This is a genomic window from Streptomyces sp. CA-243310, assembly GCF_050936775.1.
In the GTDB taxonomy this organism is placed as follows: Bacteria; Actinomycetota; Actinomycetes; order Streptomycetales; family Streptomycetaceae; genus Streptomyces.
The window spans coordinates 1268990-1293797 of sequence record NZ_JBNJMF010000002.1; the positions used below are offsets into that span (position 1 = coordinate 1268990).

The following is a 24808-nucleotide window of genomic DNA, read 5'->3' on the forward strand; positions in this document are numbered from 1 at the left end:
CCGTCCCACCGGTGACAGGGGGCATACTGCCGCCGTGACGCACGTACGCCTTCGGCACCCGTATCTGGACCACCCCGCTCCCATCCCCTTCGCGCACCGGGGAGGGGCCGCGGACGGGCTGGAGAACACCGCCGCCGCCTTCCGCCGGGCGGCCGACGCGGGTTACCGCTACTTCGAGACCGATGTGCACGCCACGGTCGACGGAAAGCTGGTCGCCTTCCACGACTCCACCCTGGACCGGGTCACCGACGGGAGCGGGCGGATCGCCGAACTGCCGTGGAAGCGGATCCGGGAGGCCCGGGTGGCGGGCACCGAGCCCCTGGCCCTGTTCGAGGACCTCCTGGAGGAGTTCCCTGAGGCCCGCTGGAACGTCGACGTCAAGGCCGAGAGCGCCCTGTACCCGTTGGTGAACCTGATCGCGCGGGCCCGGGTCTGGGACCGGGTGTGCGTGGGCTCCTTCTCGGAGAGCCGGGTGGCCCGGGCCCAGAAGATCGCCGGCCCCCGGCTGGCGACCTCGTACGGGGTGCGCGGCGTGCTGGGGCTGCGGCTGCGGTCGTTCGCGATCCCGGCGGCGCTGCGCGCGGGAGCGGTGGCGGCGCAGGTTCCGGAGACCCAGGCCGGCGTCCGCGTGGTCGACCGGCGGTTCGTCCGGACGGCGCACGAGCGGGGACTCCAGGTGCACGTGTGGACCGTGAACGAACCGGAACGCATGGACTCTCTTCTCGACATGGGAGTCGATGGCATCATGACCGACCGGATCGACATCTTGCGCACGGTGCTGGACCGGCGCGGGGCCTGGGCCTGACCGCCCTTCGGGCTCCGCGCGGGCCGCGGCGGCCGAGGCGGCACGGGACAGCGAGGGGGCACCGGAGTGACCGCGCGAGACATATCTCCACCGGAGGAAGCGGAACCGGGGACGGAGGACGGCAGAGCCGGCGCCGCCGCCCGCACACGCGAACAGCACGGTTGGTACTTCTACGACTTCGCCTGCTCGGTCTACTCGACCAGCGTGCTCACGGTGTTCCTCGGGCCCTACCTGACGTCGGTGACCAGGGCCGCGGCGGACGTCGAGGGCTACGTGCACCCGCTCGGCGTCCCGGTCCGAGCCGGTTCCTTCTTCGCGTACGCGGTCTCCGCGTCGGTGCTGCTGGCCGTGCTGATCATGCCGCTGGCGGGGGCCCTCGCGGACCGGAGCGGCCGCAAGAAGCCGCTGCTGGCGGTGGCGGCGTACACGGGCGCGGCGGCGACGACCGGGATGTTCTTCCTCGACGGTGATCGCTATCTGCTCGGCGGGTTCCTGCTGATCGTGGCGAACGCCTCGCTGGCGGTCTCGATGGTGTTGTACAACGCCTTCCTGCCGCAGATCGCCACTCCGGACGAGCGGGACACCGTCTCCTCGCGGGGTTGGGCCTTCGGCTACACCTCGGGAGCCCTGGTGCTCGTGATGAACCTGGTGCTCTACCAGGGCCACGACTCCTTCGGGCTGTCCGAGGGCGCGGCGGTGCGCATCTGTCTGGCGTCGGCGGGCCTGTGGTGGGGCGCCTTCGCGATCATCCCGTTGCGCCGGTTGCGCGACCGCGGGGTGGTCCGGGAGGCGGATGCGGCGCCGCCGGTCAGCGGGTGGCGGCAGCTGGTGGCCACCTTGAAGGACATGCGGCGCTATCCGTTGACGCTGTCCTTCCTGCTGGCCTACCTGATCTACAACGACGGCGTGCAGACGGTGATCTCCCAGGCCTCGGTCTACGGGTCGGAGGAACTGGAGCTGGAACAGTCCACGCTGATCGTGGCGGTGCTGCTGGTCCAGGTCCTGGCGGTGGCGGGCGCGCTGGGGATGGGCCGACTGGCACGCGTCTACGGCGCCAAGCGGACGATCCTCGGTTCGCTGGCCGCGTGGGCGGTGACGCTGGCCGCGGGGTACTTCCTGCCGGCCCGGACACCGGTGTGGTTCTTCGCGCTGGCGGCGATGATCGGGCTCGTGCTGGGCGGGAGCCAGGCGTTGTCGCGTTCACTGTTCTCGCACCTGGTCCCGGCGGGCAAGGAGGCCGAGTACTTCTCCGCCTACGAGATGAGCGACCGGGGGCTGAGCTGGATCGGACCGCTGGTCTTCGGACTGACGTACCAGGTCACGGGCAGTTATCGGGACGCGATCATCTCGTTGGTGGTGTTCTTCGCACTGGGTTTCGTGCTGCTCGCGAGGGTGCCGGTGCGGCGCGCGGTGGAGGCGGCGGGCAATCCTGTTCCCGAGAGGATCTGACAGCGGGTCCGGGAAAGAATTCGGAACGAATTTCGACGTTCAAGCGAAGGGCCGGTAGTGTACGCCTTTGGCCTGCCAGGCGGACCGTTACTGCGCGCTCAAGAAGAGCGGACGTTGGGTGACATCTGCTGCCAGATGTGACAAAACGGGCACTGGTGGGTACAACAAGGGGCGGTACGACGGGCGACGCATGACCCGGAGCGGGAATCTATACCGCCGACCGGACGTTGACCGGATGACGACGACAGCGACACCTGTCCTGTGGGCGACAAGCCCGGGAGGCACGATTCATGAGTGAGCGAGCTCTCCGCGGTACGCGGCTCGTGGTTACCAGCTACGAGACGGACCGCGGCATCGATCTGGCCCCGCGCCAGGCGGTGGAGTACGCATGCCAGAACGGACATCGATTTGAGATGCCGTTCTCGGTTGAGGCAGAAATTCCGCCGGAGTGGGAGTGCAAGGCGTGCGGCGCCATGGCACTCCTGGTCGACGGGGACGGGCCCGAAGAGAAGAAGGGCAAGCCCGCGCGAACGCACTGGGACATGCTCATGGAGCGACGCACCCGCGAGGAGCTGGAGGAAGTGCTTGCCGAGAGGCTCGCGGTCCTCCGTTCCGGCGCCATGAACATTGCCGTGCATCCGCGGGACAGCCGCAAGTCCGCCTGACAACCGGACTGAGAACAAAGCCGAGGGCCCCCGCCACATCCGTGGCGGGGGCCCTCGGCTTGTCCGGCTCCCGAGCCCACCGGCTCGGGGATCGGCGCGTCAGGGGGTCAGCGGCGGCCGGTGGCCGGCGTCCGGGCCGGCCTGGCCCGGTCCGGGCGCCGGACGGTCCTCTCGGATGACCTCGCCCTGGACGACCTTGCCGTCGGGCCGGCGGATCCGGGCCTGCTGGAAGGCGTCGCCGAAGGTGCCGGCGGGCGCCGCGGCCATTTTGCGTTCCAGGGAGCGCGTGGCGCGGCGGCTGATCAGTGCCCGGACGGGCGGGAGCAGCAGGAGCAGTCCGGCCGCGTCCGAGATCAGGCCCGGCAGCATCAGGAACAGGCCCGCGAGCATGAGCAGGCCGTTGCCCTGGCCGGGCTGCTGCCTGGTCTGCTCGGGTACCTGACCCTGCTGGGCCCGCTGGAGGGTGTCGGTGAGGTTCTTGAAGGCCCGTCGCCCGGCGCGCTTGATGACCACCGCGCCGAGCAGGATCCCGCCCGCGATCAGCAGGGCGACGGTCAGCCCGCCGGCCGCGCCGGCGACCAGGCTGAGCAGCCAGATCTCCAGGATCAGCCAGGCGGCGACCGCCAGGGGGAGCAGGGTGCGGGCGGGCGAGCGCCGTCGTGGGGCCGTCGAGATGCCGGTCGTCATGTCACCAGTGTGCCCGGGGCGGTGTAAAAGCGACCTCAGTCGGAGGTACCGGACATCCCTTAAGGGGTGTCGGGGAGGCGGGTCAGTACGGGGGCCGGCCGGTCAGCTTGGCGGCCCGGGCCTTGATGCCCCACTGGGTGACCCGCCACAGGGCCTCCACCACGATGTCCCTGCTCATCTTGCTGTCGCCGAACTCTCGCTCGACGAAGGTGATGGGCACCTCGACGACCCTGAAGCCCTGGCGGATGGCGCGGCGGGCCAGGTCGACCTGGAAGCAGTAGCCGGCGGAGGCCACCTCCTCCAGGCCCAGGCCCTCCAGCGTCTCGCTGCGGAAGGCGCGGTAGCCGCCGGTCACGTCGCGGATCGGCACGTCCAGGAGCAGCCGGGAGTACGTGGAACCGCCGCGGGAGAGCATCTCGCGGCTCTTGGGCCAGTTGACCACGCGCCCGCCCGGCACCCAGCGGGATCCCAGGACCAGGTCGGCGTTGCCGAGGGCGGTGAGCAGCCGGGGCAGTTCCTCGGGGCGGTGGGAGCCGTCGGCGTCCATCTCCACGAGGACCCCGTAGCCGTGCTCCAGGCCCCAGGCGAAGCCCGCCAGGTAGGCGGCGCCGAGGCCTTCCTTGCCCTTGCGGTGCAGGACGTGGACCTGCTCGTCGGCGCAGGCCAGTTCGTCGGCGAGCTTGCCGGTGCCGTCGGGGCTGTTGTCGTCGGCGACCAGGACGTGCGCTGCGGGAACGGCGGCTCGGACCCGGCCGACGATCGGGCCGATGTTCTCGGCCTCGTTGTACGTCGGAATGATCACCAGGGTGGTGCCGAGCGGCCCGTAGGTCCGCTGTCCGCCATCGCTCACTGGGTCCCCTTGCGTGTTTCTCGTCCGGCCGGCCTCGTACGTCCCGTCACAGCAGGATGATTTTAGAACAGCGATCGGAGCCGGCGGTCCTTCGGGCCGGCCCGGCTCCCGCTGGCTGCGGGTCACCGTGACCGTTGTCTACTGGACCGCCGGGCCCCGACCTGGGGCCACCAGCCGCCGGCGAAACCTTCCCTCGCCCCCGAGGCGCGGGTGCGCTGAGCGGACGGATCCGTCCGGTACGGACGTCCTGTGGTGGACCCGGCCGAACCTATCCGGGTCCGGCCGCCGGGACCGAACCGAGGCCGGTCGGATCACCCCTGTGGGCGTACGAAAATCTCCCGGCCGCCGACGACCGTCGCCAGGCACACCGGCAGATCCCCGCCGGGGGTCAGGTCGGGCAGCCCCGGGGTGCCCGAGCGCGGGTCGGTGGACCAGCGGGCGACCCGGTCGTCGGGAGCCTGGACGACCAGTTCCTCGGTCCGCCAGACGGCATAGTCGGCCGGGGCACCGGGGACGAGGATGCCGGCGTCGTCCCGACCGAGCGCCCGCCAACCGCCGCGGGTGTGGGCGGCGAAGGCGGCTCGTACGGAGATCCGGTGCTCGGGGGTCCGGTGGAAGGCGGCGGCCCGGACGGTGCCCCAGGGGTCGAGCGGGGTGACGGGCGCGTCCGAGCCGAAGGCGAGCGGGACGCCGGCCTTCAGCAGGGCCGCGTACGGATTGAGGGTGCGGGCGCGCTCGACGCCGAGCCGGTCGGCGTACATGCCGTCCTCGCCGCCCCAGGCGGCGTCGAAGGCGGGCTGCACGGAGGCGGTGAGGCCCAGTTCCGCGAAGGCGGCGATGGTGGCCGGGGTCATCATCTCGGCGTGCTCGACCCGGTGGCGGGCGGCCCGCACCCGGGCGAGGCCCACGGTGTCGGCGGCGGCCCGGACGCCTTCGACCACGGCGCTCACGGCGGCGTCGCCGATGGCGTGGAATCCGGCCTGGAGGCCCTGTTCGGTGCAGGCGGTCACGTGCGCGGCGACGTCACGGGCGTCCAGGTAGCCGGTGCCGGTGTGCGCGGCGTCGGTGTACGGGGCGTGCAGGCAGGCGGTGTGGGAGCCGAGTGCGCCGTCCACGAAGAGGTCGCCGGCGGCTCCGACCGCGCCGAGCCGCTTGGCGAGGTCGAGGTCCCGATCGGCCCAGTAGCCGAAGACGCGCGGGCCGGGGTGGCTGCGCGCCAGGTCGAGCAGGGCGGTGAAGTCCTGCGGGGAGGAGATCTCCGGGCCGCCGCACTCGTGCACGGAGCCGATGCCGAGGGAGGCGGCCCGGTCCAGGGCGGCCCGCTGGGCCTCGGCACGCTGGGCGGGACCGACGGCGCCGAGGGCGACCGCGCGTACGGCGTGGTGGGCGTCGGCGGTCAACGGCTCGTCGCCGGCGACCGGGCCGAGACCCCCGGGGACGAGGTCGAGGAGCGCGGTGGTGACCACGGCCGAGTGGACGTCGATGCGGCTGAGGTAGAGCGGGCGGCCCCCGGTGGCCCGGTCCAGCTCCTCGCGGCGCGGGGCGCGGCGCTCCGGCCATCGGGCGGCGTCCCAGCCGTGCCCGAGGAGCACGGGGTCGGCGGGGCGGCGCGCGGCGTGGGCGCGTACCCGCTCCAGGGCGTCCGCGAGGGTGGGGGCGTCGGAGAGGTCCAGCCCGGTGAGGGCGAGACCGGTGGAGGTGGTGTGCACGTGGGCGTCGGTGAACGCGGGCGTGACGAGCGCCCCGTCGAGGTCGACGACCTCGTCGACGCCCTGGGCGAAGGCGTCGGCGGCGCCTTCCGAGCCGACCCAGGCGACACGGCCGCGCTCGACGACCATCGCGGTGGCGAACGGGTCGGCGGGGCTGTGCACCTCGCCGCCGCGGAGGAGGACGGTGCGGTCGGGTACGGGGGCTCCGGCGGCGTCGGCGGAGGCGGTGCGGTCAGTCATGGGACCCAGTCTCCCGCCTGGGCCGGCCCGGCCCGACCTCGGGTCCCCCGGGTGGGGGCCGGGGCCGGGCGGTACGGAAGACGGGTCGAAGACGGGTCAGGGGGCCGTCACACGCGGGGCGGACGGGACTCGTACGGGGTGGACAGCACCACCGTCGTGCGGGTCGAGACGTGCGCCAGGGCGCGCAGTCGGCCCAGCAGGTCCTCCAGCTCCAGGGGCGTGCCCACGCGAACCTTGAGGATGTAGTTCTCGTCTCCGGCCACGCTGTGGCAGGCCTCGATCTCCGGGACGCCCGCCAGGCGGTCGGCGATGTCGTCCGGCGCGCTGGGGTCGAACGGCTTGACCGAGATGAACGCCGTCAGGGGCAGCCCGACGGCCTCGGGGTCGACCACGGCGGCATAGCCGCGGATCACCCCGCGCTGCTCCAGGCGGCGTACTCGCTGATGGACCGCCGACGTGGACAGTCCCGTGGCCTTGCCCAGATCCGTGTAGCTCATTCGCCCGTCCCGCACGAGCAGATCAACGATCTGGCGGTCCAGCTCCTCCATTGCGCTCATAGCCGCTCAACCTATTGCCCAATGCCGCTCCAGGCACAGCGGTGTCCACGGGTTGGGTGGCACCTGCGGCGGGCATGTGACCAAGGCCACAGGGGTACCGGGGCGTACCGGGGGTGGTTGTGGTTACTCGTGCCGCGTGACGGGAAGTGCTTGGTGTGGCCGTGGCCGAAGAACCTGCCCGCCCGGCCCATTCAAGGGGGAGTACATCCATGCTGAACGCCAAGCGCGCCGGTCGCATCGAACCGGAGCCTCCGGAACTGCTCGATTCCGACGAGGACGGCTACCTCGACGAGGCCGAGGGGTTCGAGATCCACCACGCGATCTGCCCCGACTGCGGCCAGTCGATCGCCCTCGTCGCGGACGAGGAGTACCTGCCGCAGCACGCCCTCTGCCCGTCCCCGTGGAACCCGTTCGGGCTCACGGTGTGCGCGGGTACGGGCCGACCGGCTTCCGACGCGCTGCCGACCGTGGGCGGGTTCCAGCACGACGTGCAGGAACTCGACCCGATCGTGCACCTGTCGCTCCCGCAGGGCCTCGACTGGCGGACGCAGCCCTTCTCGCACGTCGGCGGTCCGGGCTCGCGTCCCGTCCGCGTGACGGCCCCGCTGCCGCCGCAGATGCGCCAGCACGCGCAGGCCGCCTGACGGACCGCCCGCCCTACCAGTACGTTCCCCGCACCATGGCGTCGATGGTGGCGTGGTGCAGGATCAGGCCGTCCGGGTCCGCCGGGACCTCGACCTCCCCGAAGTGCGCCTGTCGGTAGGCGATGCGCAGCATCACGATCCCGTGCCGCAGGGCGGCGTAGAGGGTGTGGAACTCCATGTCCCGCGGGGTGTGCCCGGTGAGTTCGGCGTACCGGCGCTCCACGTCCTCGCGGCGCAGGAAGTCGGGCAGGCCCGGCCGGCCGAATCCGACGGTCAGGTCCTGGAAGAACCGGTGCAGGTAGACGGTCCAGCCCAGGTCGACCTCCCGGGGGGCGTACGAGGCCATCTCCCAGTCAAGCACGGCCACCGGCTCGAAGCCGTCGGCCTGGTAGACGACGTTGCCGATGCGGGCGTCCCCCCAGTTGAGGACGGGGTCACCCTCGTCGGCCGGCCAGAGTTCCTCCAGTCGGTCGAAGGCCCGCTCCAGGAGCGGGGAGGGGGCCAGTCCGGCCACCACCCATGCGTAGTAGGCGCGTTGGGCCTCGACGTGGCGGCGCAGCGGGCTTCCCTCCCCGGGCGGGAGCAGGAAGCGCGCCTCCCCGGTCGGGAACTGGTCGTGGAGGCGGGCGAGCAGGGAGACGCTCGCCTCCTGGAGTCGTGCGCGTTCGGCGTCGGTGGCGGAGTGCAGCCAGTTGCCGTCGTACGTGTAGGGCATGACGTCGGGCGGTACCCGGCCCTCGGCGCGGGCCATGACGAGGAAGGGCGCACCGAGCGGGCCCGGGTCCTCCTCCAGCCAGCGCACGCGCGGCACGGGCAGGTCGGTGTGCGCGGCGACCAGGCTCATCACCCGGTACTGGCGGGGCAGGTCGTAGACGGGGAACACGGTGTACGCGGCCGGGTCCGCGGCCAGGCGCAGGGCGCAGGCCCGCTCCGGGGTGTCGGGGTGCTCTATGTCGAAGAGCAGGGTCTCGCTGGACATGCCGTTGGAACCGGGGACGGAGATGTCGGTGACCTTCGCGCCGGGAAGGATCGCGTCGAGCCAGGCCGCGAGGCGGCGGCCGAGTTCCTCGGGCTCGCGGGTGGAGGTGCGGGGACGTGGTGCCGTCGCCATGGCGGGTCCTGCCTTCCTTTCCGATGGAGCCTCGTCTTCGGGGCTCTCGCGAGGTCCGCCCGGGGTCACGGGGCCACCGAGGTGTGGTCGGTGAAGCCGCTGGGGTCGTGACGGCCGAAACTGCCGTGCTCGAAGATGCCGTGTCCGACCCGGCCGTCGAGGGTGAAGCGGGCCGAGTGGTCGGTGACCCCGAAGGCGGCCGTGGGGTGCGCGGTGGGATCGGAGAGGTCGTAGACGCGCCGGTCGGTCCAGCCGCGGCCCTGCCAGGTGCCGTGCTGCCAGTCGGCGGCGGGCGGGTAGCCGGCGCCGACGGCGAGGGGGGAGGAGTTGAGGACGCGGACGCCGAGTTCGAGTGGTTTGCGGGCCGGGTCGGTGAGGTGGACGACGGCGCTCTCGGGGTGGCGGCTGCCGGGGCGGTAGCGGATGTCGGTGTGCGGCCAGCCGAGTTGGACGTCGTGACGGCCGTCGCCCTCGGGGAAGACCTGGACGGCCTCGTTGAGGATGCGGTGGCCGTCGGCGTCCTCCTGGACGATGACCATGAGGAACCGGTCCTCGAAGCGGACGGGTATCCAGAGCCAGTGGAAGCCCTCGGTGCGGTGCTCCTCCCCCGCCCGGCCGCCGTCCTCGCCGGGGATGGGGCGCACGCCCCAACTGCGGTCGCGGGTACCGGTCCACGCGCCGGGGGTCAGGGTGAGTTCCTCGCCCCCGACCCGGATGGTGCCGGTGACGTTGCCGGCCTGGACGAAGCGGCGACCTTCCAGCATGAGCCGGTCGCCGCGGCGCTGTACGTGGTGGGGCTCCCAGACGGCGGGGAACTCGGCGGTCCAGGTGATGTCGTACGAGAGCCCCTCGGGGTCGTCGGGGTCGGCGTCGCAGTGGAGGCCGATCCGCTTGAGCGGCTCGTCGACGGTGATGCGGAGCGGGCCGACGGAGAGGTTCATCCGGTCGTCGCCGAGGGCGTCGGAGGCGCGGACGGCGAGGAGTTCGTCCCCGATGCGCAGGGTGGCGTAGGCGTCGATGACGCCCGCGTTGGGGTAGACGCCGAGGCCGAGGATGAGGACGGCCCGGCCGGCGTGGTCGAAGACGTGGAAGATGCAGCGGTCGTAGGCGTTGCGGTCGCCGCTGACGAGGTGCTTCATCGACAACGGCGCCTGGTGGATGGGGTATTCGTCAAGCGGGACGGGCCGGTCGGCGGGCATGGCGGACCTCCTGGGCGCGGCGGCGTGGCGGCGCGTGACGTGACGTGGCGCGGGTTGGCCTGGTGTGCGACTCAAGCGGATATGACGGTACGTCAGAAACCGTTTCAAGGAACAGACTTGTGGCACTACGCGACAGGAGGGCACGTCCGGACACCCGGACCGGGAGGGGGATGTCGCCCGCCGACCGCGGTTCGAGCGACCGCCGGTGGGGAGACGCGGTCGATGGAGGCGTCGGCGACACGTCGAACGGATGGCCGTGGGCGGGGCCCGGTTACCCGGGGGCTGATCTCGCGTTCTGCCGTGCATGACCACGCTTGAGACGTCCACGCCGAGAACGGGTCGCAGGCGGCGGCCCCTGCCTCACGGGTACGAAGAATCGGTTCCGCCGAGGAACCCCGACACACCCGTCTACACCACGCTCCTGGCCCGCTGGACCGCCGAGGGCCGGACGGTGCCGGGGCGGCGCGATCCGGAGTGGTCACGGATCGCCTCGACCCCGATCTGGCCCAGCGGCCCCCTGTACGGAGGCTGAGCGGGAGGCCGATGTACCGCCGGGCCGGGCCGGAGCGACGCCTTGCCGGGGCGGGACGGCCATCCGACGAACCGGGGCGGGCCCGGCCCGGCGACGCGGCCCGGCGACGCGGCCCGGGACCGGACCGGCCGGGCGACGGCCGGGACGGCCGGGCCACGGTGCGGCTGCGGCCGGGACGGCCGGAACGGCCGGCGCCCCGGCCCGGGCGCCTCAGCGGGTCTCGGGGCCCGCGAGGTGGCGGGCGATGACCATGCGCTGGATCTGGTTGGTGCCCTCCACGATCTGCAGCACCTTCGCCTCGCGCATGAGCCGCTCCACCGGGAAGTCCGCGGTGTACCCGTAGCCGCCGAGGACCTGCACGGCGTCCGTCGTGACGGCCATCGCGGCGTCCGTGCAGAACAGCTTGGCCATGGCGGCCTGCCGGGAGAAGGGCTTGCCGGCGTCCCGCAGGCGCGCGGCGGCGAGGTACAGCGCCCGGCCCGCCTCGATCTTGGTCGCCATGTCGGCCATCATGAAGCGCATCCCCTGGAAGTCCGCGATGGGGTGCCCGAACTGCTTGCGGTCCAGGGAGTAGACCAGGGCCTCGTCCAGGGCCGCCTGGGCGACACCGATCGCGCAGGCGGCGATCCCGAGCCGGCCGGCGTCCAGGGCGGCCAGGGCGATGGTGAATCCCTGCCCCTCCTCGCCGATGCGCCGGGTGTCGGGGACGCGTACGCCGTCGAAGTGCAGCTGGGCGGTGGGCGAGCCCTTCATGCCCATCTTCTTCTCGGGGACCGCCGCCGTCAGGCCGGCCGCGTCGCCGGGGACGAGGAAGGCGGTGATGCCCTTGGGACCGTTGACACCCGTGCGCGCGAGGACCGTGTAGAAGTCCGCGACCCCGCCGTGCGTGATCCACGCCTTGGTGCCGGTGATGATCCAGTCGTCGCCGTCGCGGACGGCCTTGGTGGTCAGTGAGGCGGCGTCGGAGCCGGCGGCCGGCTCCGAGAGGCAGTAGGCGCCGAGCAGGCCGCCGCCGAGCATCGCGGGGAGGTGGGCGCCCTGCTGCTCCTTGGTGCCGTAGCCGGCGAGGCCGTGGCAGGCCAGGGAGTGCACGCTGACACCGAGGCCGACCGTCAGCCGGGCCGCGGCGAGCTCCTCCAGCACCTGGAGGTAGACCTCGTACGGCTGCTCGCCGCCACCGAACTCGCCGGCGTACGGGAGCCCCAGCAGGCCGGCCTCGGACAGCAGGGTGAAGACCTCCCGGGGGAAGCGTCCGTCGTCCTCCTCCTCGGCGGCCCGGGGACGGATCTCCCGCTGCGCGATCTCTCGTGCGAGCGCGAGCAGATCACGGGACTCTTCGGTGGGCAACTGTCGGTCCACCGGCTGCGGGGCGCGGTCGGTCATGGCGGCGCTCTCCTCCCTGGTCGGGCACGGCGGCGACGCGTGAGGTGTGGGACGCGCCACCGGATCTCGGTGCTCTCACAGCCGATACTGCCCTCCCGGATCGCGGAAGGGCCTGTTCAGTGGCTGCGGCGGCTTGAGTATGCCCGATCAGGGGCTTCCCGTCACCGGTGCATGATCATCGAGATTCTCCGGGACCTCGTGCGCGGGTGGAGCGGGGTGGTCGGGGGCGAACTCCTCGATCACCGTCAGGGTCGCGCGCAGCTGCCGCACGAGCAGCGCCGCGACCTCCTCCCGGCCGGGCTGCCCCTCGGCGCCGAGGACGCCGATCCACTCCAGGGTGATCCCCTCGACCCCGGAGAGCCAGCCCACGAGCGCGAGCCTGGCGAGCGGGGACACCGTGCGACGGCCATACGCGGCCTCGGCGATGGTGGCGACCAGTTCCTCGCGGACAGCGTCGCGGATCGCGAGCACCTCGGCGTCGGAGCCGACGCCGCCGGTGACGATGGTGCGGTAGGCGGCCCGGTGGTGTTCGGCGTAGTACAGGTAGCCGTCGATGGTGCGGCGGGCGCGTTCCGGGCCGGGCAGTTCGGTCTCCGCGGCCGCGCGGGCGACGAGTTCGGCGACGGACTCCTCGACGATGGCGAGGTAGTAGCCGCGCTTGCTCTTGAAGTAGTAGTAGATCAACCCCTTGGCGACACCCGCGTGTTGGGCGATGTCGTCCATGGAGAGCGCGTCGTACGAGGTGTCGGCGAACAACTTGCGCCCGATCGCCATGAGTTCGGCCCGGCGGACCTGCGAACGGCCGGTCGCGCCGCGCTGTTGACTATTATTCAAATTCGGCCCTAGCCTCGAACTCCCACAGGATGCCCGCAGTATGGCAGACCTGTCTCATGCACTTCCCTGCGCACGGACGACGTACGGGAGGCACCTCCATGAGCACGAACAGCGGCCGCGAGGGCCGGATCGAGTGGAAGAGGACGGTGGCGGTCGCACTGCCCGCGGTGATCGCGGTCGGGGCGATGGGCGTCGTCATGGCGCAGGGCGCGCTCGCCGCGTCCTTCGCCGTCTCGGGGACCTCCTTCCAGGTCTCCTCATCCAAGTTGAGCAGCAAGGGCCTGGCGTCCTACGTGCAGACGGACCGTTCCGTCGACGGCAAGGGGCATCCGGTCGCACTGCTCGGGATCGGCGAGGCCACACTGGCCGACATCTGCCAGTCCGCCCGGGTGGACACCCCTCTGGGGCCCGTGGTCTTCAAACTGAGCGCGGGCGGACCCGCCGGCCAGGTCACCGCCGAGAACCTGGTGATCGACGGCGAGGACCTCGACGGCGACGCGACCTTCGGCACGGCGCAGATCGGCCGGGACGCCTCCACCCTCGACCAGGTCGAGGGGGTCAGGGGCGAACCGGGCAGGTTCGGTCTCCAGGCGGGGAACATCGAGGTCCTGAACGTGCGCTCGCACGCCTGGTCCGCGACCGGCGGCAACTTCCGCCTCAAGGGCATGCGGCTGAGCGTCGGACTGGACGGCAAGCAGTGCTTCTAGGGACGCGCCGACCCGCGAACCCGGGCAGGGGGAGGCGGGCGCCGCGACTCCCCCTGCCCGGACCCAGGCGACGACTGCGCACCTGGCGGCGGACCCGGCCGTTCTGGGGCGGACTGCTGGTGCTGTCGGGCGGGGTCGAGTTGCTGCTGATCCCACTGTCCCCGCTGACCGTGCTGGTCAGCCTGGGGCTCGGCGGGATCGCGGCGATCGGGATCGGCGCGGCGCTGGTGGTGGCCGGGCTGTTCCTGTGGTTCCTGCCGCAGGCCAGGACCTACGTGTCGATCCACGCACTGCTGCTCTCGGTGCTGTCGTTCGTGGCGACGAACCTGGGCGGCTTCCTGGTGGGGATGCTGCTCGGCATCGCGGGCAGCGCCCTGGCCTTCGGCTGGACCCCGCTGCCGGAGGGCGACACCACGACGGCGACGGACTCCCGGACCGGTCCCGGCCCCGGAACGGGTCCGGATGGCGCCGGGTCCCGTGCGGCGGCGGTGGCGGTGCCGCTGGCCCTGCTGGTCGCGCTGACCTCGGGGACCTCGCCCGCCAGGGCCGACGCGGCCGGGCAGGGACCACCGAAGGCCGCCCGGACTCCCCCGACGGTGACCACCTCGCTCTTCGCACCCCAGGGCTTCGCCCTGGCGGGGGTCACCGAGGTGGACACGATCGACGGACCGCGCAAGGTACTGGTGCTGAAGATGGCGGCGGCCTCGCTGTACGACTACCGGCTGCGCACCCGGGACGGCGGGGAGGAGTACGGTCTGGCGGCCCGGTCCCTGACCCTGCGGGGCGACGTCACCCTGTACCTGACGCGGTTCAGCGGCTGCATCGAGGGGCTGCTGTGCGTCACCTTCAGCCCCGAGGGGCTGCCCGCTCCCCCGGTGATCCCGCCGTTCGTCTTCATGACGCGGGTGAGCGCCGAACAGGCGCTGGTCACCTCGGACGTGATCGTCACCGACGGGCTGAGGCTGGACGCCTCGTGATCCGTCCGGCGGCCCCGTTCCGCGCGCCGCCGCGGGCCCGCCGGGCCCTGACGACAGAGCCTAGAGCCAGCCGACCTGGGTGACGAACATGGCGATGACGACCACCAGGGTCCAGCCGAGCACGTGCTCCAGCCAGCCGGAGGCGTCCTTGGGGCCACCCGTGCGGGCGAGGCTGCGGGCGCGGTCGGTCGGGGCTGCGGCAGGTGTGGTCATGCCGTCCAATGTGGCAGCATTCGCGGCTCTTGCGGTAGGGACGAGAGACGAGCGTCACGGGTGGCGCACGTCACGCCCGCCGGGGTCCGGCGGGCGTGACGGGGCGGTGCGCCGCGGTCAGCCGGCGCGGCGGTCCCGACCTGCCATGCCGGCCATGGCCAGTGCCAGCAGCAGGGCGACGGCGCCGGCGATGACGTTGCTCAGCACGGTACGGGTGGTGGCGACGTCTCCCGCGATGACCCACGGGGCGACGATCGTCCAGGCCGCGACGACGACGGCGGTCCACGCCATCGCGTGCGTGCGCTCGTAGGCGGACCCCAGGCCGCCCATGCACAGGCAGTACGCCAGTCCGGCGATCAGGTTGTTGACCGCCAGCGAGCCGAAGCCGCTGAATCCCACGATCCACGGCGATGCCGCGATGTAGAGACCGGTGATCAGGGCCATCGCCTCGACCGCCTGCGCTCGGGGGGTGCTGGTGACCTGCTCGAAGCGCGTGCGCATCTCGGCGAGGTCGGGGTGTTGTTCGATGTTCGGGTGGGTGGTCATGGCGGGCCGCCTCCTGTTGAAGCCTGAATCTGCCCTGTGCCTACACACGTTCTGTGCCCTTTATGTTCCACTTACAACCCATTCGGGTCAACGGAAACAGGCGCGGGTTTTTTCGTACTTCCGACAAGGGCCGCGCACTTGGGACAAGCGGGCCGCCGTCCGCGTCAGAGCACCCCCACCGTCCGCAGGGCCCGGATCGCGACCGCCGACGGACGGGCGGGGACGTACAGGTAACAGATGCCGCCGGTGCCCGAGACCTCCTTGCCCGTGGCGTTGCGGCGCTTGGTGCGGAGCCAGATGGTCTCCCACTCCTTGCGCCGGTAGACGCGGCGGACGGAGGGGTTGTCCGCCGAGTTCGGGTCGTTGGCGATCACGTCCCCGGTGGCCGTGAAGCCGATGACGGTCATCAGGTGGCCCGCCGTGCCGTAGCCGGCGCCGGTCAGCTCCTCGGCGCGGAAGGACTGCGAGGTGATGGCCGGGATCCCGGCACGGACCAGGACCTCCAGATCGGCGAGGGACGTCAGCCGGGTGACGACCCCGGCCATGTCCGGGTACGTGGCGGCGTAGGCGGCGTTGAAGGGCCAGTTGCCGCAGCCCTTGTACGCCGCGTCGTACGTGGAGCGGGCTGCGTGGCAGACCTGCGGATCGGAGTACCCCTTGCGGACCCAGCCCAGGGCCGCCGGGGTTGCCCTGCGCCCCCAGAACTCGATGATCATCTGGGAGGAGGTGGGGCTGCACCAGGCCTCGCCGCCGTTGTCGTACTCGGGGTACCGCCCGAGGTGGACCTCCTGCGAGTACCTCGGGACCTTCAGTTCGTGGGCCTTGCCCGACGGTTTGGAGGCGGGGACGGTGAAGCGGTCCGGGACGTCGGAGACCATCGCCCCGGCCAGCCAGACCGTGGGGCCGCGCTCGGCTCCGGGCCGGCGGTGGAGGGTCAGGCGCAGTTGCCAGCCGCGCAGGCGCAGGCCGGCGGCCTTGGCGGGTCCGTCGAGGGCCAGCGTGTCGGTCCAGACGGTGCTGCGCCCGTCGCTCTGTCCGTCGACCGAGGTGCGCCGGATGTCGCCGTCGCCGGAGGCCCAACGGCCCATGACGTACCACGGGGTGGCGGTGCCGTCGGTGTACGTGCCGCGCAGCTCGATCCGGATCCAGGTGCCGGCCGGGGTGCGGGCGTTCCAGGACGCGATGGCCTCGGTGGCGGGGACGGTCGAGCGGTGCACCGGAGAGGTCCAGGAGGCGTACTCCCAGGTGGCCTTCCGCGCGGTGTGCGGGTCGGTGTACTCGGTCCGGCCGGCCGGGGTCCTCATCTCCAGTCCGGGTCGGGCGCCGCCGACCGCCGCGGTGCCCCGGTGGGTGCCGGCCAGCCAGTGCGCGTGGGAGTACCAGAAGCGGTTGTCGACCGTCCGGCCCGCGGCGGCCCCGGCCCCGGACGCGCCGGCGCCCGGGGCCGGGGGGGTCTTCGCTCCGCCCCGGGACGCGCCGGCGGCCGAGGCCGCCCCGCCGGGAACGGTGGCCGCGGCGGCGGCCGCGAGGGCGACGGCTAGCAGGGCCCTGCGTGGGGTGGGTGCGGTCATCGGTGGTGGCCCCCATGGGTCGGTGCGGTGGCTCGGCTGGTGGTCCACCCTTCCAGTTCCCGGCTGCCGGGCGGCGAAGCCACGGGCCCCGTGTCGGTCCTGCCACTCGGGCGGTCCCGCGGGCGACTCCGACGCGGACGGCAGGATCTAGGCTGGCCGGGTGGAAGCACACCCGTCGCACCCGTCACACCCGTCACCCGGTTCCCGGTCGGTCGTCGCACCCCCCGGGCCCGCCCGGGCGGGCGGTTCCCTGGAGCGGCTCGCGCGGGAGCTGGCCTCCCTGCCCCCCTCGCTCGGTCCGGTACGACTGATCGGCATCGACGGGCACGCGGGCTCCGGGAAGAGCACCTTCGCGGAGCGGCTCGCCGAGGCCCTGGGCGGGGCGCCGGTGATGCATCTGGACGACGTGGCCACCCACGAGGAACCCTTCGCGTGGGACGGGCGACTCGGTACCCAGGTCCTGGAGCCGCTCCGCGCCGGCCGGCCCGCGCTCTGGACGCCGTACGACTGGGTCGAACGTCGGTTCGGTCCCGCGCGGGAGCTGGAGCCGGCCCCGGTGCTGCTCGTCGAGGGGGTCGGGGCCGGGCGGCGGACCCTCCGGCCGTGGCTGGCGGGACTGCTGTGGATGGAGACACCGCGCGCGAAGTCCTGGGGGCGCGGGCGAAACCGGGACGGGCGCGAACTCTCCGACTTCTGGGACGGATGGGAGCGCGCGGAGCTCGCGCACTTCGCGGACGACCCTTCACGCCCCTTCGCCGACACCCTGGTACGCCAGAGCGGTACGGGATACGAGTGGACTTCCGGGGCCGCTGCGACCGCAGGAACCACCTCTTCCGTCACGCAAGGTGACGGGCTCCCCCGCGCCTGAGCGGGTCCGGAAATCCGTCCGCACCGGGCCTCTCCGACCGGCTTGACCTGGCGCCCGCGGCGGCCTTACGTTCTGAATGCTCGGTCCGCAAGGGCCGCGGCGGACGTCAAGCCCCCGGTTGTTCCCCCGTGACCGGGGGCTTCGTTCTGCCCTCCGTCGGGTCCGCCGCGCACCGGCCTTCACCCTGTGTCACCGCAGGAGCCGGAAACGCGCCCCCGACGCACACCCCCCGCACCCTGGGTAAGGTGCGTGACCGCAGGTACGATGCAGCCCTGATTTCATCTGGCGCGGTGGGCAACTCGCGGGACTGACGCGGGGGTTGCCGCGTACCACGGGGGCAGGCTTGTGGGGGATGTGATGGACTTCGGCACGCCGGGCAGCACGCACGCCCCGGCCGAACTCGCCTGGCTGCGCGGAGTGGACGCCTGCACGATGGGTGCCTATCCGCAGGCCGAGGAGGAGTTCCGGGCGGCCGTACGGCTCGATCCCGCGATGGCCGACGCCTGGCTCGGTCTCCACGCGCTCCGGGTGGACACCACCAACGCGTTATTGCGCATGTACGCCCATCGGGACCGGTTCGGCGAGCAGCGGGCCCGTCACCGGCGCATGCTGAACTCGTGGTACTGGCTGGGCTGGTGGGTGCAGCCGGTGTTGGAGAGCCGCCGGGACCTGTTGTTGGCCCACGCCTCGCACTGGCTGGACGGTCGTCACGTGCCCGAGTTGGACCAGGCGCTGGCGGCCCTGCCGCCGGTGGACACCGATGCCCAGGTGCGGTTCCTGCACGCCTGCCGGGCGTATCTGGTCAAGGACTGGGACCAGTTGGTCCGGCACACCGAGCCGCTGGTCGACGATCCGCTGCTGGGCATCGAGGCGGGTCTGTTCGGCGGGATGGCCCGGGTCCGGCTGGAGATGTACGGGCAGGCCGAGCCGATGCTGTCGGCGGCGCTCATGCGGTGCCGCAGCGAGCAGCCCCAGCGCAAGGAGCTTCGGTACTGGCTGGCGCGGGCCCACGAGGGCACGGGGCGCAGCGCGGCGGCGCTGCCGTTGTACCGCGCCGTGCACCGGGTCGATCCGGCGTTCATGGACACGGTGGCGCGGCTGACGGCGATCGAGGACGCCGACTTCGTCGACGGGGCCGACGGGTACGCGGGGTACGGGCATTCCGGCGAGGGCTTCGCCGGGCACGGCCTCTCCCCGTCCGGCGGGGATTTCGCGGCGGTGGCGCTGGGCGGCGGCTCGGGCCCGGTGCAGGACATCGCGGCGGACGGACAGGTCGAGCCGGATCCGCCGACGGTCCTGGAGCCGCCGGATCAGCGGTTCGGGTCGGGTGGGGTGCCGCCCGGCCCGAACCGCTTGGAGGGCGTGCGCCGCAAGGTGGTGGTTCCGCCCCGGGCGGCGGGTCTGCCGTCCGGGCCCGCCGATCCGCAGGCGTTGTCCGAGGCGCTGGCCGAGCTGGAGCGGATGGTGGGCCTGGAGCCCGTCAAGCGGCAGGTGAAGGCCTTGTCGGCGCAGTTGCACATGGCCGGGTTGCGGGCGAGCCAGGGGCTGCCGGTACAGCCGCCGAAGCGGCACTTCGTCTTCTCGGGGCCCTCGGGGACGGGCAAGACCACGGTCGCGCGCATCCTGGGCCGGGTGTTCTACGCCCTCGGCCTGCTGGGCGGCGACCATCTGGTGGAGGCCCAACGAGCCGATCTGGTGGGCGAGTTCCTGGGTCAGACGGCCGTGAAGGCGAACGAACTGATCGACTCCGCGATCGGCGGGGTGCTGTTCGTGGACGAGGCCTACAGCCTGTCCAACTCCGGCTACAGCAAGGGTGACGCGTACGGGGACGAGGCCCTCCAGGTCCTGCTGAAGCGGGCCGAGGACAATCGCGACCACCTGGTGGTGATCCTGGCGGGCTATCCGGCGGGGATGGACCGGTTGCTGGCCACGAACCCGGGGCTCTCGTCGCGCTTCACCACCCGGGTGGACTTCCCGAGCTACCGGCCGCCGGAGCTGACCGCAATCGGCGGGGTGCTCGCGGACGCGAACGGGGACTGCTGGGACGAGGAGGCCCTGGACGAGCTGCGCAGCATCAGCGGGCACGTCGTCGAGCAGGGCTGGATCGACGAGCTGGGCAACGGCCGCTTCCTGCGGACCCTGTACGAGAAGAGCTGCGCCTACCGGGACCTGAGGTTGGCGGGGTTCGCGGCGGATCCCTCACGGGAGGACCTGGCCACGCTGCGGTTGGCCGATCTGATGCAGGCCTACGGGGAGGTCCTGTCGGGCCGGGGTCCCCAGGACCGCACGGAGCCCCCGCCGCTGTAGGCGACGGGGGCTCCGGGGCGGGTCGGCGGGGTCAGCTCGCCATGGCCTCCTCCGAGACGGGCGCCCGGCGGGCCGGCGGGGCGGTGCGGTGCGCGGGATCGCGTACCTCTCCGACCAGCATCTCCAGTACGTCCTCCATCGCGACCAGGCCCAGCACCCGGCCGGCCGGGTCCGCGACCTGGGCCAGGTGGGTGGCGTCCCGGCGCATGACGGTGAGGGCGTCGTCCAGCGGGAGGGTGGAGCACACGGTGGTCATCCGGCGCCAGACCCGCTGGGGCACGGCCCGTTCCCGGTCCTCCAGGTCCAGTACGTCCTTGACGTGCAGGTAGCCCATGAAGGCACCGCTGTCGGACTGGACGGGGAAGCGGGAGAAGCCGGTGCGGACCGTCAGCTGTTCGATCTGGCGGGGGGTGACCGCCGGACTGACCGACACGAGCCGGTCGTGGGCCAGCAGCACGTCGGTGACCGGGCGGCTGCCCAGTTCGAGGGCGTCCTCCAGCCGTTCGTGCTGCACCGGCCCCAGGAACCCGGCCTGCCGGGAGTCCTTGAGGAGGCGACCGAGCTGGGCGCTGGTGTAGACGGCCTCGACCTCGTCCTTCGGCTCGACCTTGAAGAGCCGCAGGACGAGCGTGGCGCAGGCACCGAGGGCGGTCGTGACCGGGCCGCAGACCCGGGCGAAGGCCACCAGGCCGGGGCTGAACCACAGGGCGGTCTTCTCCGGGGCGGCCATGGCGAGGTTCTTGGGGACCATCTCGCCGATGACCAGGTGCAGGAAGACCACGGCGGCGAGCGCGACGGCGTAGCCGAGGGGGTGGATCAGGCCTTCCGGCACGTGCGCGGCGTGGAAGACGGGCTCCAGCAGCCGGGCCACGGTCGGTTCGGCGACGGCGCCGAGGGTGAGCGAGCACATGGTGATGCCGAACTGGGCGGCCGCCATCATGCGCGGCAGGTTCTCCAGGCCGTGGAGGACCTGGCGGGCCCGCTTGGACCCGGCCGCGAGGGGTTCGATCTGGCTGCGGCGTACGGAGACGAGAGCGAACTCGGCGCCGACGAAGAAGCCGTTGGCCAGGACCAGGAGCAGGGCGAAGACGAGCTGGAGCGCGTTCACCGACCCACCGCCTGGGGCTCGGCCGGGGCGGGGACGGGGGCCGTGCGGACCAGCCTGACCCGTTCGGCCCGGTAGCGGCCGACCTGGCGGACGGACAGTTTCCAACCGGGGAGCTCGGCCCGGTCACCGGGGGCGGGGATCCGGCCGAGCAGGTCGGCGACCAGCCCGGCGACGGTCTCGTAGGGGCCCTCGGGCACCTCCAGGCCTATGCGGCGCAAGGTGTGCACGCGGCAGCTGCCGTCGGCCTCCCAGGAGGGACGGCCGTCCTCGGCGGGCACGGCGGCCAGTTCGGGCGTGCCGTCCTCCGCGAGGTCGTGCTCGTCGCGGACCTCTCCGACGAGTTCCTCCACGATGTCCTCCAGGGTGACGACTCCGGCGGTGCCGCCGTACTCGTCGACGACCACGGCCATCGGTTGTTCGCTGCGCAGCCGCTCCAGCAGGGGTTGTACCGGCAGGGAGCCGGGGACCAGCAGCGGGGCGACGCAGATCCGGCCCACGGTGGTGCGGGCGCGCTCGGACTCGGGCACGGCGAGGGCGTCCTTGAGGTGGACGACGCCGGTGATCTCGTCGATGCGTTCGCGGTAGACCGGGAAGCGGGACAGGCCGGTGGCCCGTGTCAGGTTGAGCACGTCGGCCGCGGTGGCCGTGTGCTGGAGGGCGCTGACCTTCACCCGGGGGGTCATGACGTGCTGGGCCGTGAGCTCGCCCAGCGAGAGGGTCCGTACGAAGAGGTCGGCGGTGTCCTGTTCGAGGGCGCCGGCCTGGGCCGAGTGGCGGACCAGGGAGACCAGTTCGCCGGGGGTGCGGGCGGAGGCCATCTCGTCGGTGGGTTCCACCCCGAGCGCCCGGACGAGCCGGTTGGCGACGGCGTTGAGGGCCGCGATGACCGGTCGGAAGGCGCGGGAGAAGACCTGTTGGGGGCCGGCCACGAACCGGGCCACCTGGAGCGGCCGGGAGACCGCCCAGTTCTTCGGTACGAGCTCGCCGACGACCATCTGGACGGCGGAGGCGAGCAGCATGCCGATGACGACGGCTACGCCGGAGACGGCTCCCCCGGGCAGGCCGGTCGCGGCGAGCGGCCCGGACAGCAGGGCCGCGAGGGCCGGTTCGGCGAGCATGCCGACGACGAGGGAGGTGATGGTGATGCCGAGCTGGGTGCCGGAGAGCTGGAAGGACAGTTCCTTCAGGGCCTCGACCACCGTGCGGGCACGGCGGTCGCCGTCGGCCGCGGCGCGTTCGGCCTCGGGTCGCTCCACCGTGACGAGGCCGAATTCGGCAGCCACGAAGAAACCGTTGGCGAGGATCAGGACGAAAGCCGCCACGAGCAGGAGTAGCGGGATGGTCATGCCGCCGCCTCCATCGGGAGGGCGGCGCGGGTACTACCGGACGATCCGTCCATTGCTGGAGGGAGTCACTCCTCAAGTCGCAGTTGCCCACGGGCCACGGGGTCCCGGGGCCGGTGGGAGGGCGCACGGCTGCGCCCCGCCACCAGGGTAGTCACTGGGATCGCCGCCGCAATGGGACGCAGCGACGATCCTCGGCGGGGTCAGTGGTCGTGTCCGCCCGTTCCGCGGCTCTCGGCCAGGGCGCGCAGGGCACGGGCGTCGCCGATCGCCTGGGCCTTGGCGACGCCGGGTTGGATGCCGAGTGCGGGCAGGCTGGTGCCGTCGTTCAGGTCGAGGAACACCCACGGGTCGCCGGGGCGCAGGTTGACGCGCAGGATCTGCGCCCACTCCAGCCGGCGGGTGGTCGTGAGGTTGACGACGGTGACGCCGGCCTCGTCCGCGACCACCTTGGGGCGGCTGAGCAGGACGAGGACGGAGCTGAGCAGGATCGCCACGAAGATGAAGCTGATCCGCTCGCCCGGATGGAGGGTGTCGAGGATCAGGGCGATGGCCGAGATGGTCACGAACATGGCGAGCCCGACGCTCAGCAGCACGACCCGGGTGCGGGTCGGCCGGAAGGTGACCGGCAGGGCGGGCGGTGCGGGCGGGGCGGCGGACTCGGCCATGGTGTGCGCTCGGTTCTGCTCGGAAGGTGGTGAGTCGGTGGGGGCCGGTGGAGTGGCGGATCCGCGGTGACGGCGGATCCGCCGGGAGGGGGTGTCAGAGGCGGCAGGCGTGGATCGAGGTGGTGAGGATCGCGCGCGCGCCCAGCTCGTACAGGTCGTCCATGATCCGCTGGGCCTCCTTGGCGGGGACCATGGCGCGGACGGCGACCCAGCCCTCGTTGTGCAGCGGGGACACGGTCGGCGACTCCAGGCCCGGGGTGAGGGCGACCGCGCGCTCCAGGTGCTCGGCGCGGCAGTCGTAGTCCATCATCACGTAGCTGCGGGCCACCAGGACGCCCTGGAGGCGGCGCAGGAACTGCTGGGTGCGCGGGTCCTCGGCGTCGGCGGTGTTGCCGCGGATGACGACCGCCTCGGAGGTCATGATCGGCTCGCCGATGACCTCCAGGCCGGCGTTGCGCAGGCTGGTGCCGGTCTCGACGACGTCCGCGATGATCTGGGCGACGCCGAGCTGGATGGCGGTCTCGACCGCGCCGTCGAGGTGTACGACGGAGGCGTCGATGCCCTGGTCGGCGAGGTGCTTGGCGACGATTCCCTCGTACGAGGTCGCGATGGTCATCCCGGTGAAGTCCTCGGGGCCCTTCGCGGTGCCGGGGATCGTGGCGTAGCGGAAGGTGGACCGGCCGAAGTTCAGCGGCAGGATCTCCTCGGCGCTGGCGCCGGAGTCGAGCAGCAGGTCGCGGCCGGTGATGCCGATGTCGAGCTTCCCGGAGGACACGTAGATCGCGATGTCCTTGGGGCGGAGGTAGAAGAACTCCACCTCGTTCTCGGGGTCGACGACCACGAGCTCCTTGGACTCCTTGCGCATCCGGTAGCCGGCCTCATGGAGCATCGCCGACGCAGGTCCGGAGAGTGCACCCTTGTTGGGGACGGCGATGCGCAGCATGGGGCTTCCTTTGATGCGTGGGTTGCGAGAGGTGGGGGCTGGGGCGGGCGGGGGCCCGCGGGAGGGTCGGCCGGTCTAGAGGTGCGCGTAGACGTCGTCGAGGGTGATCCCGCGCGCCACCATCATGACCTGGACGTGGTAGAGCAGCTGGGAGATCTCCTCGGCGGCGGCTTCCTTGCCCTCGTACTCGGCGGCCATCCAGACCTCGGCGGCCTCCTCGACGACCTTCTTGCCGATGGCATGCACGCCCTTGGAGACGAGCTCGGCGGTGCGGGACGTGCCGGGGTCGCCGTTGGCGGCCTTGAGCTGGAGCTCGGTGAAGAGCTCTTCGAAGGTCTTGGAGGATGTGTTCGCCATGATGGTCCTCAGAATAAGGGGTCCCCCGCCGCCACTCAGCGCCAGGGTTCGCTGACGGTCCGCAGGGTCATGGCGGTGGAGACGGCGGCGGTGACCGCTTCGTGCCCCTTGTCCTCATTCGACCCCTCGAGCCCGGCGCGGTCCAGCGCCTGCTCGTCGTTGTCGCAGGTCAGTACGCCGAAGCCGACGGGGACTCCGGTGTCGATCGACACCTGTACCAGGCCCTGGGTGACGCCCTGGCAGACGTAGTCGAAGTGCGGGGTGCCGCCGCGGATGACCACTCCGAGGGCGACGATGGCATCGTAACCGCGACCGGCGAGTACCTTCGCCACGACCGGGAGTTCGAAGCTGCCCGGGACCCGCAGGAGGGTGGGCTCGTCGATGCCCAGCTCGTGCAGGGCGCGCAGGGCGCCGTCGACCAGACCGTCCATGACCTTCTCGTGCCACTGGGCCGCGATCACGGCGACTCGCAGGTCTCCGCAGTTCTTCACGCTCAGTTCGGGTGCGCCCTTGCCGCTCACAGCTCTGCTCCTCG

Annotated in this window: 25 protein-coding genes; 8 read left to right on the forward strand and 17 right to left on the reverse strand. The window is 72.3% G+C overall.

The genetic code is table 11. From position 1 onward, the window contains the following. Positions 1-34: 34 nt before the first annotated feature. The 3 genes from ACQEVM_RS23220 (at position 35) to ACQEVM_RS23230 (ending at position 2919) form a co-directional block, all read left to right on the forward strand. Complete coding sequence (locus ACQEVM_RS23220) at positions 35-805, forward strand: glycerophosphodiester phosphodiesterase family protein (RefSeq protein ID WP_433082026.1); 771 nt, start codon at positions 35-37, stop codon at positions 803-805. A gap of 81 nt (positions 806-886) precedes the next feature. Beyond that, positions 887-2254 carry an MFS transporter gene (locus tag ACQEVM_RS23225; protein ID WP_433085332.1) on the forward strand — a complete coding sequence of 456 codons (1368 nt, stop codon included), beginning with the start codon at positions 887-889 and terminating at the stop codon, positions 2252-2254. A 290-nt stretch (positions 2255-2544) separates the two neighbouring features. Next, positions 2545-2919, forward strand: coding sequence for an RNA polymerase-binding protein RbpA (locus ACQEVM_RS23230; protein ID WP_007262928.1), 375 nt, complete (start codon positions 2545-2547; stop codon positions 2917-2919). Between the two features lie 99 nt (positions 2920-3018). On the opposite strand, the gene fxsA is transcribed toward ACQEVM_RS23230, so the two are convergent. From fxsA to ACQEVM_RS23250, 4 genes are all read right to left on the reverse strand, one after another. Beyond that, positions 3019-3606: an FxsA family membrane protein gene (fxsA, locus tag ACQEVM_RS23235; protein WP_433082029.1), complete on the reverse strand. Its 588-nt coding sequence runs from the start codon at positions 3604-3606 to the stop codon at positions 3019-3021. 82 nt (positions 3607-3688) lie between these two features. Beyond that, on the reverse strand, positions 3689-4456 hold the full coding sequence (locus ACQEVM_RS23240; RefSeq protein WP_433082031.1) for a polyprenol monophosphomannose synthase: 768 nt from the start codon (positions 4454-4456) through the stop codon (positions 3689-3691). Positions 4457-4767: 311 nt separating this feature from the next. Beyond that, a complete protein-coding gene (locus ACQEVM_RS23245; RefSeq protein WP_433082033.1) occupies positions 4768-6405 on the reverse strand; it encodes an amidohydrolase in 1638 nt (545 codons plus the stop codon). Positions 6406-6512: 107 nt separating this feature from the next. Further along, positions 6513-6953: an Lrp/AsnC family transcriptional regulator gene (locus ACQEVM_RS23250; RefSeq protein ID WP_053681811.1), complete on the reverse strand. Its 441-nt coding sequence runs from the start codon at positions 6951-6953 to the stop codon at positions 6513-6515. A 218-nt stretch (positions 6954-7171) separates the two neighbouring features. Here ACQEVM_RS23250 and ACQEVM_RS23255 point away from each other — a divergent pair, with 218 nt between their 5' ends. After that, positions 7172-7606: a hypothetical protein gene (locus ACQEVM_RS23255; RefSeq protein ID WP_351752517.1), complete on the forward strand. Its 435-nt coding sequence runs from the start codon at positions 7172-7174 to the stop codon at positions 7604-7606. Positions 7607-7619: 13 nt separating this feature from the next. Here ACQEVM_RS23255 and ACQEVM_RS23260 read toward each other — a convergent pair whose 3' ends face one another. The 4 genes from ACQEVM_RS23260 to ACQEVM_RS23275 form a co-directional block, all read right to left on the reverse strand. After that, positions 7620-8717: a phosphotransferase family protein gene (locus tag ACQEVM_RS23260; RefSeq protein WP_433082035.1), complete on the reverse strand. Its 1098-nt coding sequence runs from the start codon at positions 8715-8717 to the stop codon at positions 7620-7622. 65 nt (positions 8718-8782) lie between these two features. Beyond that, positions 8783-9916 (reverse strand): hypothetical protein, encoded by a 1134-nt coding sequence (locus ACQEVM_RS23265; RefSeq protein WP_433082037.1) that lies wholly within the window; start codon positions 9914-9916, stop codon positions 8783-8785. 742 nt (positions 9917-10658) lie between these two features. Continuing rightward, a complete protein-coding gene (locus tag ACQEVM_RS23270) occupies positions 10659-11831 on the reverse strand; it encodes an acyl-CoA dehydrogenase family protein (RefSeq protein ID WP_433082039.1) in 1173 nt (390 codons plus the stop codon). A gap of 147 nt (positions 11832-11978) precedes the next feature. Next, complete coding sequence (locus ACQEVM_RS23275; protein WP_433082041.1) at positions 11979-12665, reverse strand: TetR/AcrR family transcriptional regulator; 687 nt, start codon at positions 12663-12665, stop codon at positions 11979-11981. Positions 12666-12763: 98 nt separating this feature from the next. On the opposite strand from ACQEVM_RS23275, the gene ACQEVM_RS23280 reads away from it, so the two are divergent. Together ACQEVM_RS23280 and ACQEVM_RS23285 are read left to right on the forward strand one after the other, a co-directional pair. Next, a complete protein-coding gene (locus ACQEVM_RS23280; protein ID WP_433082043.1) occupies positions 12764-13372 on the forward strand; it encodes a DUF6230 family protein in 609 nt (202 codons plus the stop codon). Further along, a complete protein-coding gene (locus ACQEVM_RS23285) occupies positions 13363-14349 on the forward strand; it encodes a DUF6114 domain-containing protein (protein WP_433082045.1) in 987 nt (328 codons plus the stop codon). The genes ACQEVM_RS23280 and ACQEVM_RS23285 overlap by 10 nt, the downstream gene beginning before the upstream one ends. A gap of 60 nt (positions 14350-14409) precedes the next feature. Here ACQEVM_RS23285 and ACQEVM_RS23290 read toward each other — a convergent pair whose 3' ends face one another. From ACQEVM_RS23290 to ACQEVM_RS23300, 3 genes are all read right to left on the reverse strand, one after another. Further along, positions 14410-14562 (reverse strand): SCO1431 family membrane protein, encoded by a 153-nt coding sequence (locus ACQEVM_RS23290; RefSeq protein WP_433082047.1) that lies wholly within the window; start codon positions 14560-14562, stop codon positions 14410-14412. 117 nt (positions 14563-14679) lie between these two features. Further along, a complete protein-coding gene (locus ACQEVM_RS23295; protein WP_433082049.1) occupies positions 14680-15108 on the reverse strand; it encodes an SPW repeat protein in 429 nt (142 codons plus the stop codon). A 164-nt stretch (positions 15109-15272) separates the two neighbouring features. Next, positions 15273-16679, reverse strand: a complete 1407-nt coding sequence (locus ACQEVM_RS23300; RefSeq protein WP_433082051.1) for a peptidase C39 family protein — start codon at positions 16677-16679, stop codon at positions 15273-15275. A 250-nt stretch (positions 16680-16929) separates the two neighbouring features. Here ACQEVM_RS23300 and ACQEVM_RS23305 point away from each other — a divergent pair, with 250 nt between their 5' ends. Then, the gene (locus ACQEVM_RS23305; protein WP_433085334.1) at positions 16930-17547 is read left to right on the forward strand and encodes a uridine kinase family protein; all 618 of its coding nucleotides are present in this window, start codon (positions 16930-16932) and stop codon (positions 17545-17547) included. Between the two features lie 357 nt (positions 17548-17904). After that, positions 17905-19854, forward strand: coding sequence for an AAA family ATPase (locus ACQEVM_RS23310; protein WP_433082053.1), 1950 nt, complete (start codon positions 17905-17907; stop codon positions 19852-19854). 31 nt (positions 19855-19885) lie between these two features. On the opposite strand, the gene ACQEVM_RS23315 is transcribed toward ACQEVM_RS23310, so the two are convergent. The 6 genes from ACQEVM_RS23315 to ribH form a co-directional block, all read right to left on the reverse strand. Then, a complete protein-coding gene (locus ACQEVM_RS23315) occupies positions 19886-20962 on the reverse strand; it encodes a hemolysin family protein (protein WP_433082055.1) in 1077 nt (358 codons plus the stop codon). Next, positions 20959-22308 carry a hemolysin family protein gene (locus ACQEVM_RS23320; RefSeq protein WP_351375088.1) on the reverse strand — a complete coding sequence of 450 codons (1350 nt, stop codon included), beginning with the start codon at positions 22306-22308 and terminating at the stop codon, positions 20959-20961. Before ACQEVM_RS23320 ends, ACQEVM_RS23315 begins: the two co-directional genes overlap by 4 nt. A gap of 200 nt (positions 22309-22508) precedes the next feature. Beyond that, a complete protein-coding gene (locus tag ACQEVM_RS23325) occupies positions 22509-22973 on the reverse strand; it encodes a PH domain-containing protein (protein ID WP_433082057.1) in 465 nt (154 codons plus the stop codon). Between the two features lie 94 nt (positions 22974-23067). Beyond that, positions 23068-23916, reverse strand: a complete 849-nt coding sequence (gene hisG / locus ACQEVM_RS23330) for an ATP phosphoribosyltransferase (protein WP_053681799.1) — start codon at positions 23914-23916, stop codon at positions 23068-23070. A 75-nt stretch (positions 23917-23991) separates the two neighbouring features. Then, positions 23992-24273, reverse strand: coding sequence for a phosphoribosyl-ATP diphosphatase (locus ACQEVM_RS23335; protein ID WP_433082060.1), 282 nt, complete (start codon positions 24271-24273; stop codon positions 23992-23994). A gap of 35 nt (positions 24274-24308) precedes the next feature. Then, positions 24309-24794 (reverse strand): 6,7-dimethyl-8-ribityllumazine synthase, encoded by a 486-nt coding sequence (gene ribH / locus ACQEVM_RS23340; protein ID WP_007262951.1) that lies wholly within the window; start codon positions 24792-24794, stop codon positions 24309-24311. Between the last annotated feature and the right edge of the window lie 14 nt (positions 24795-24808).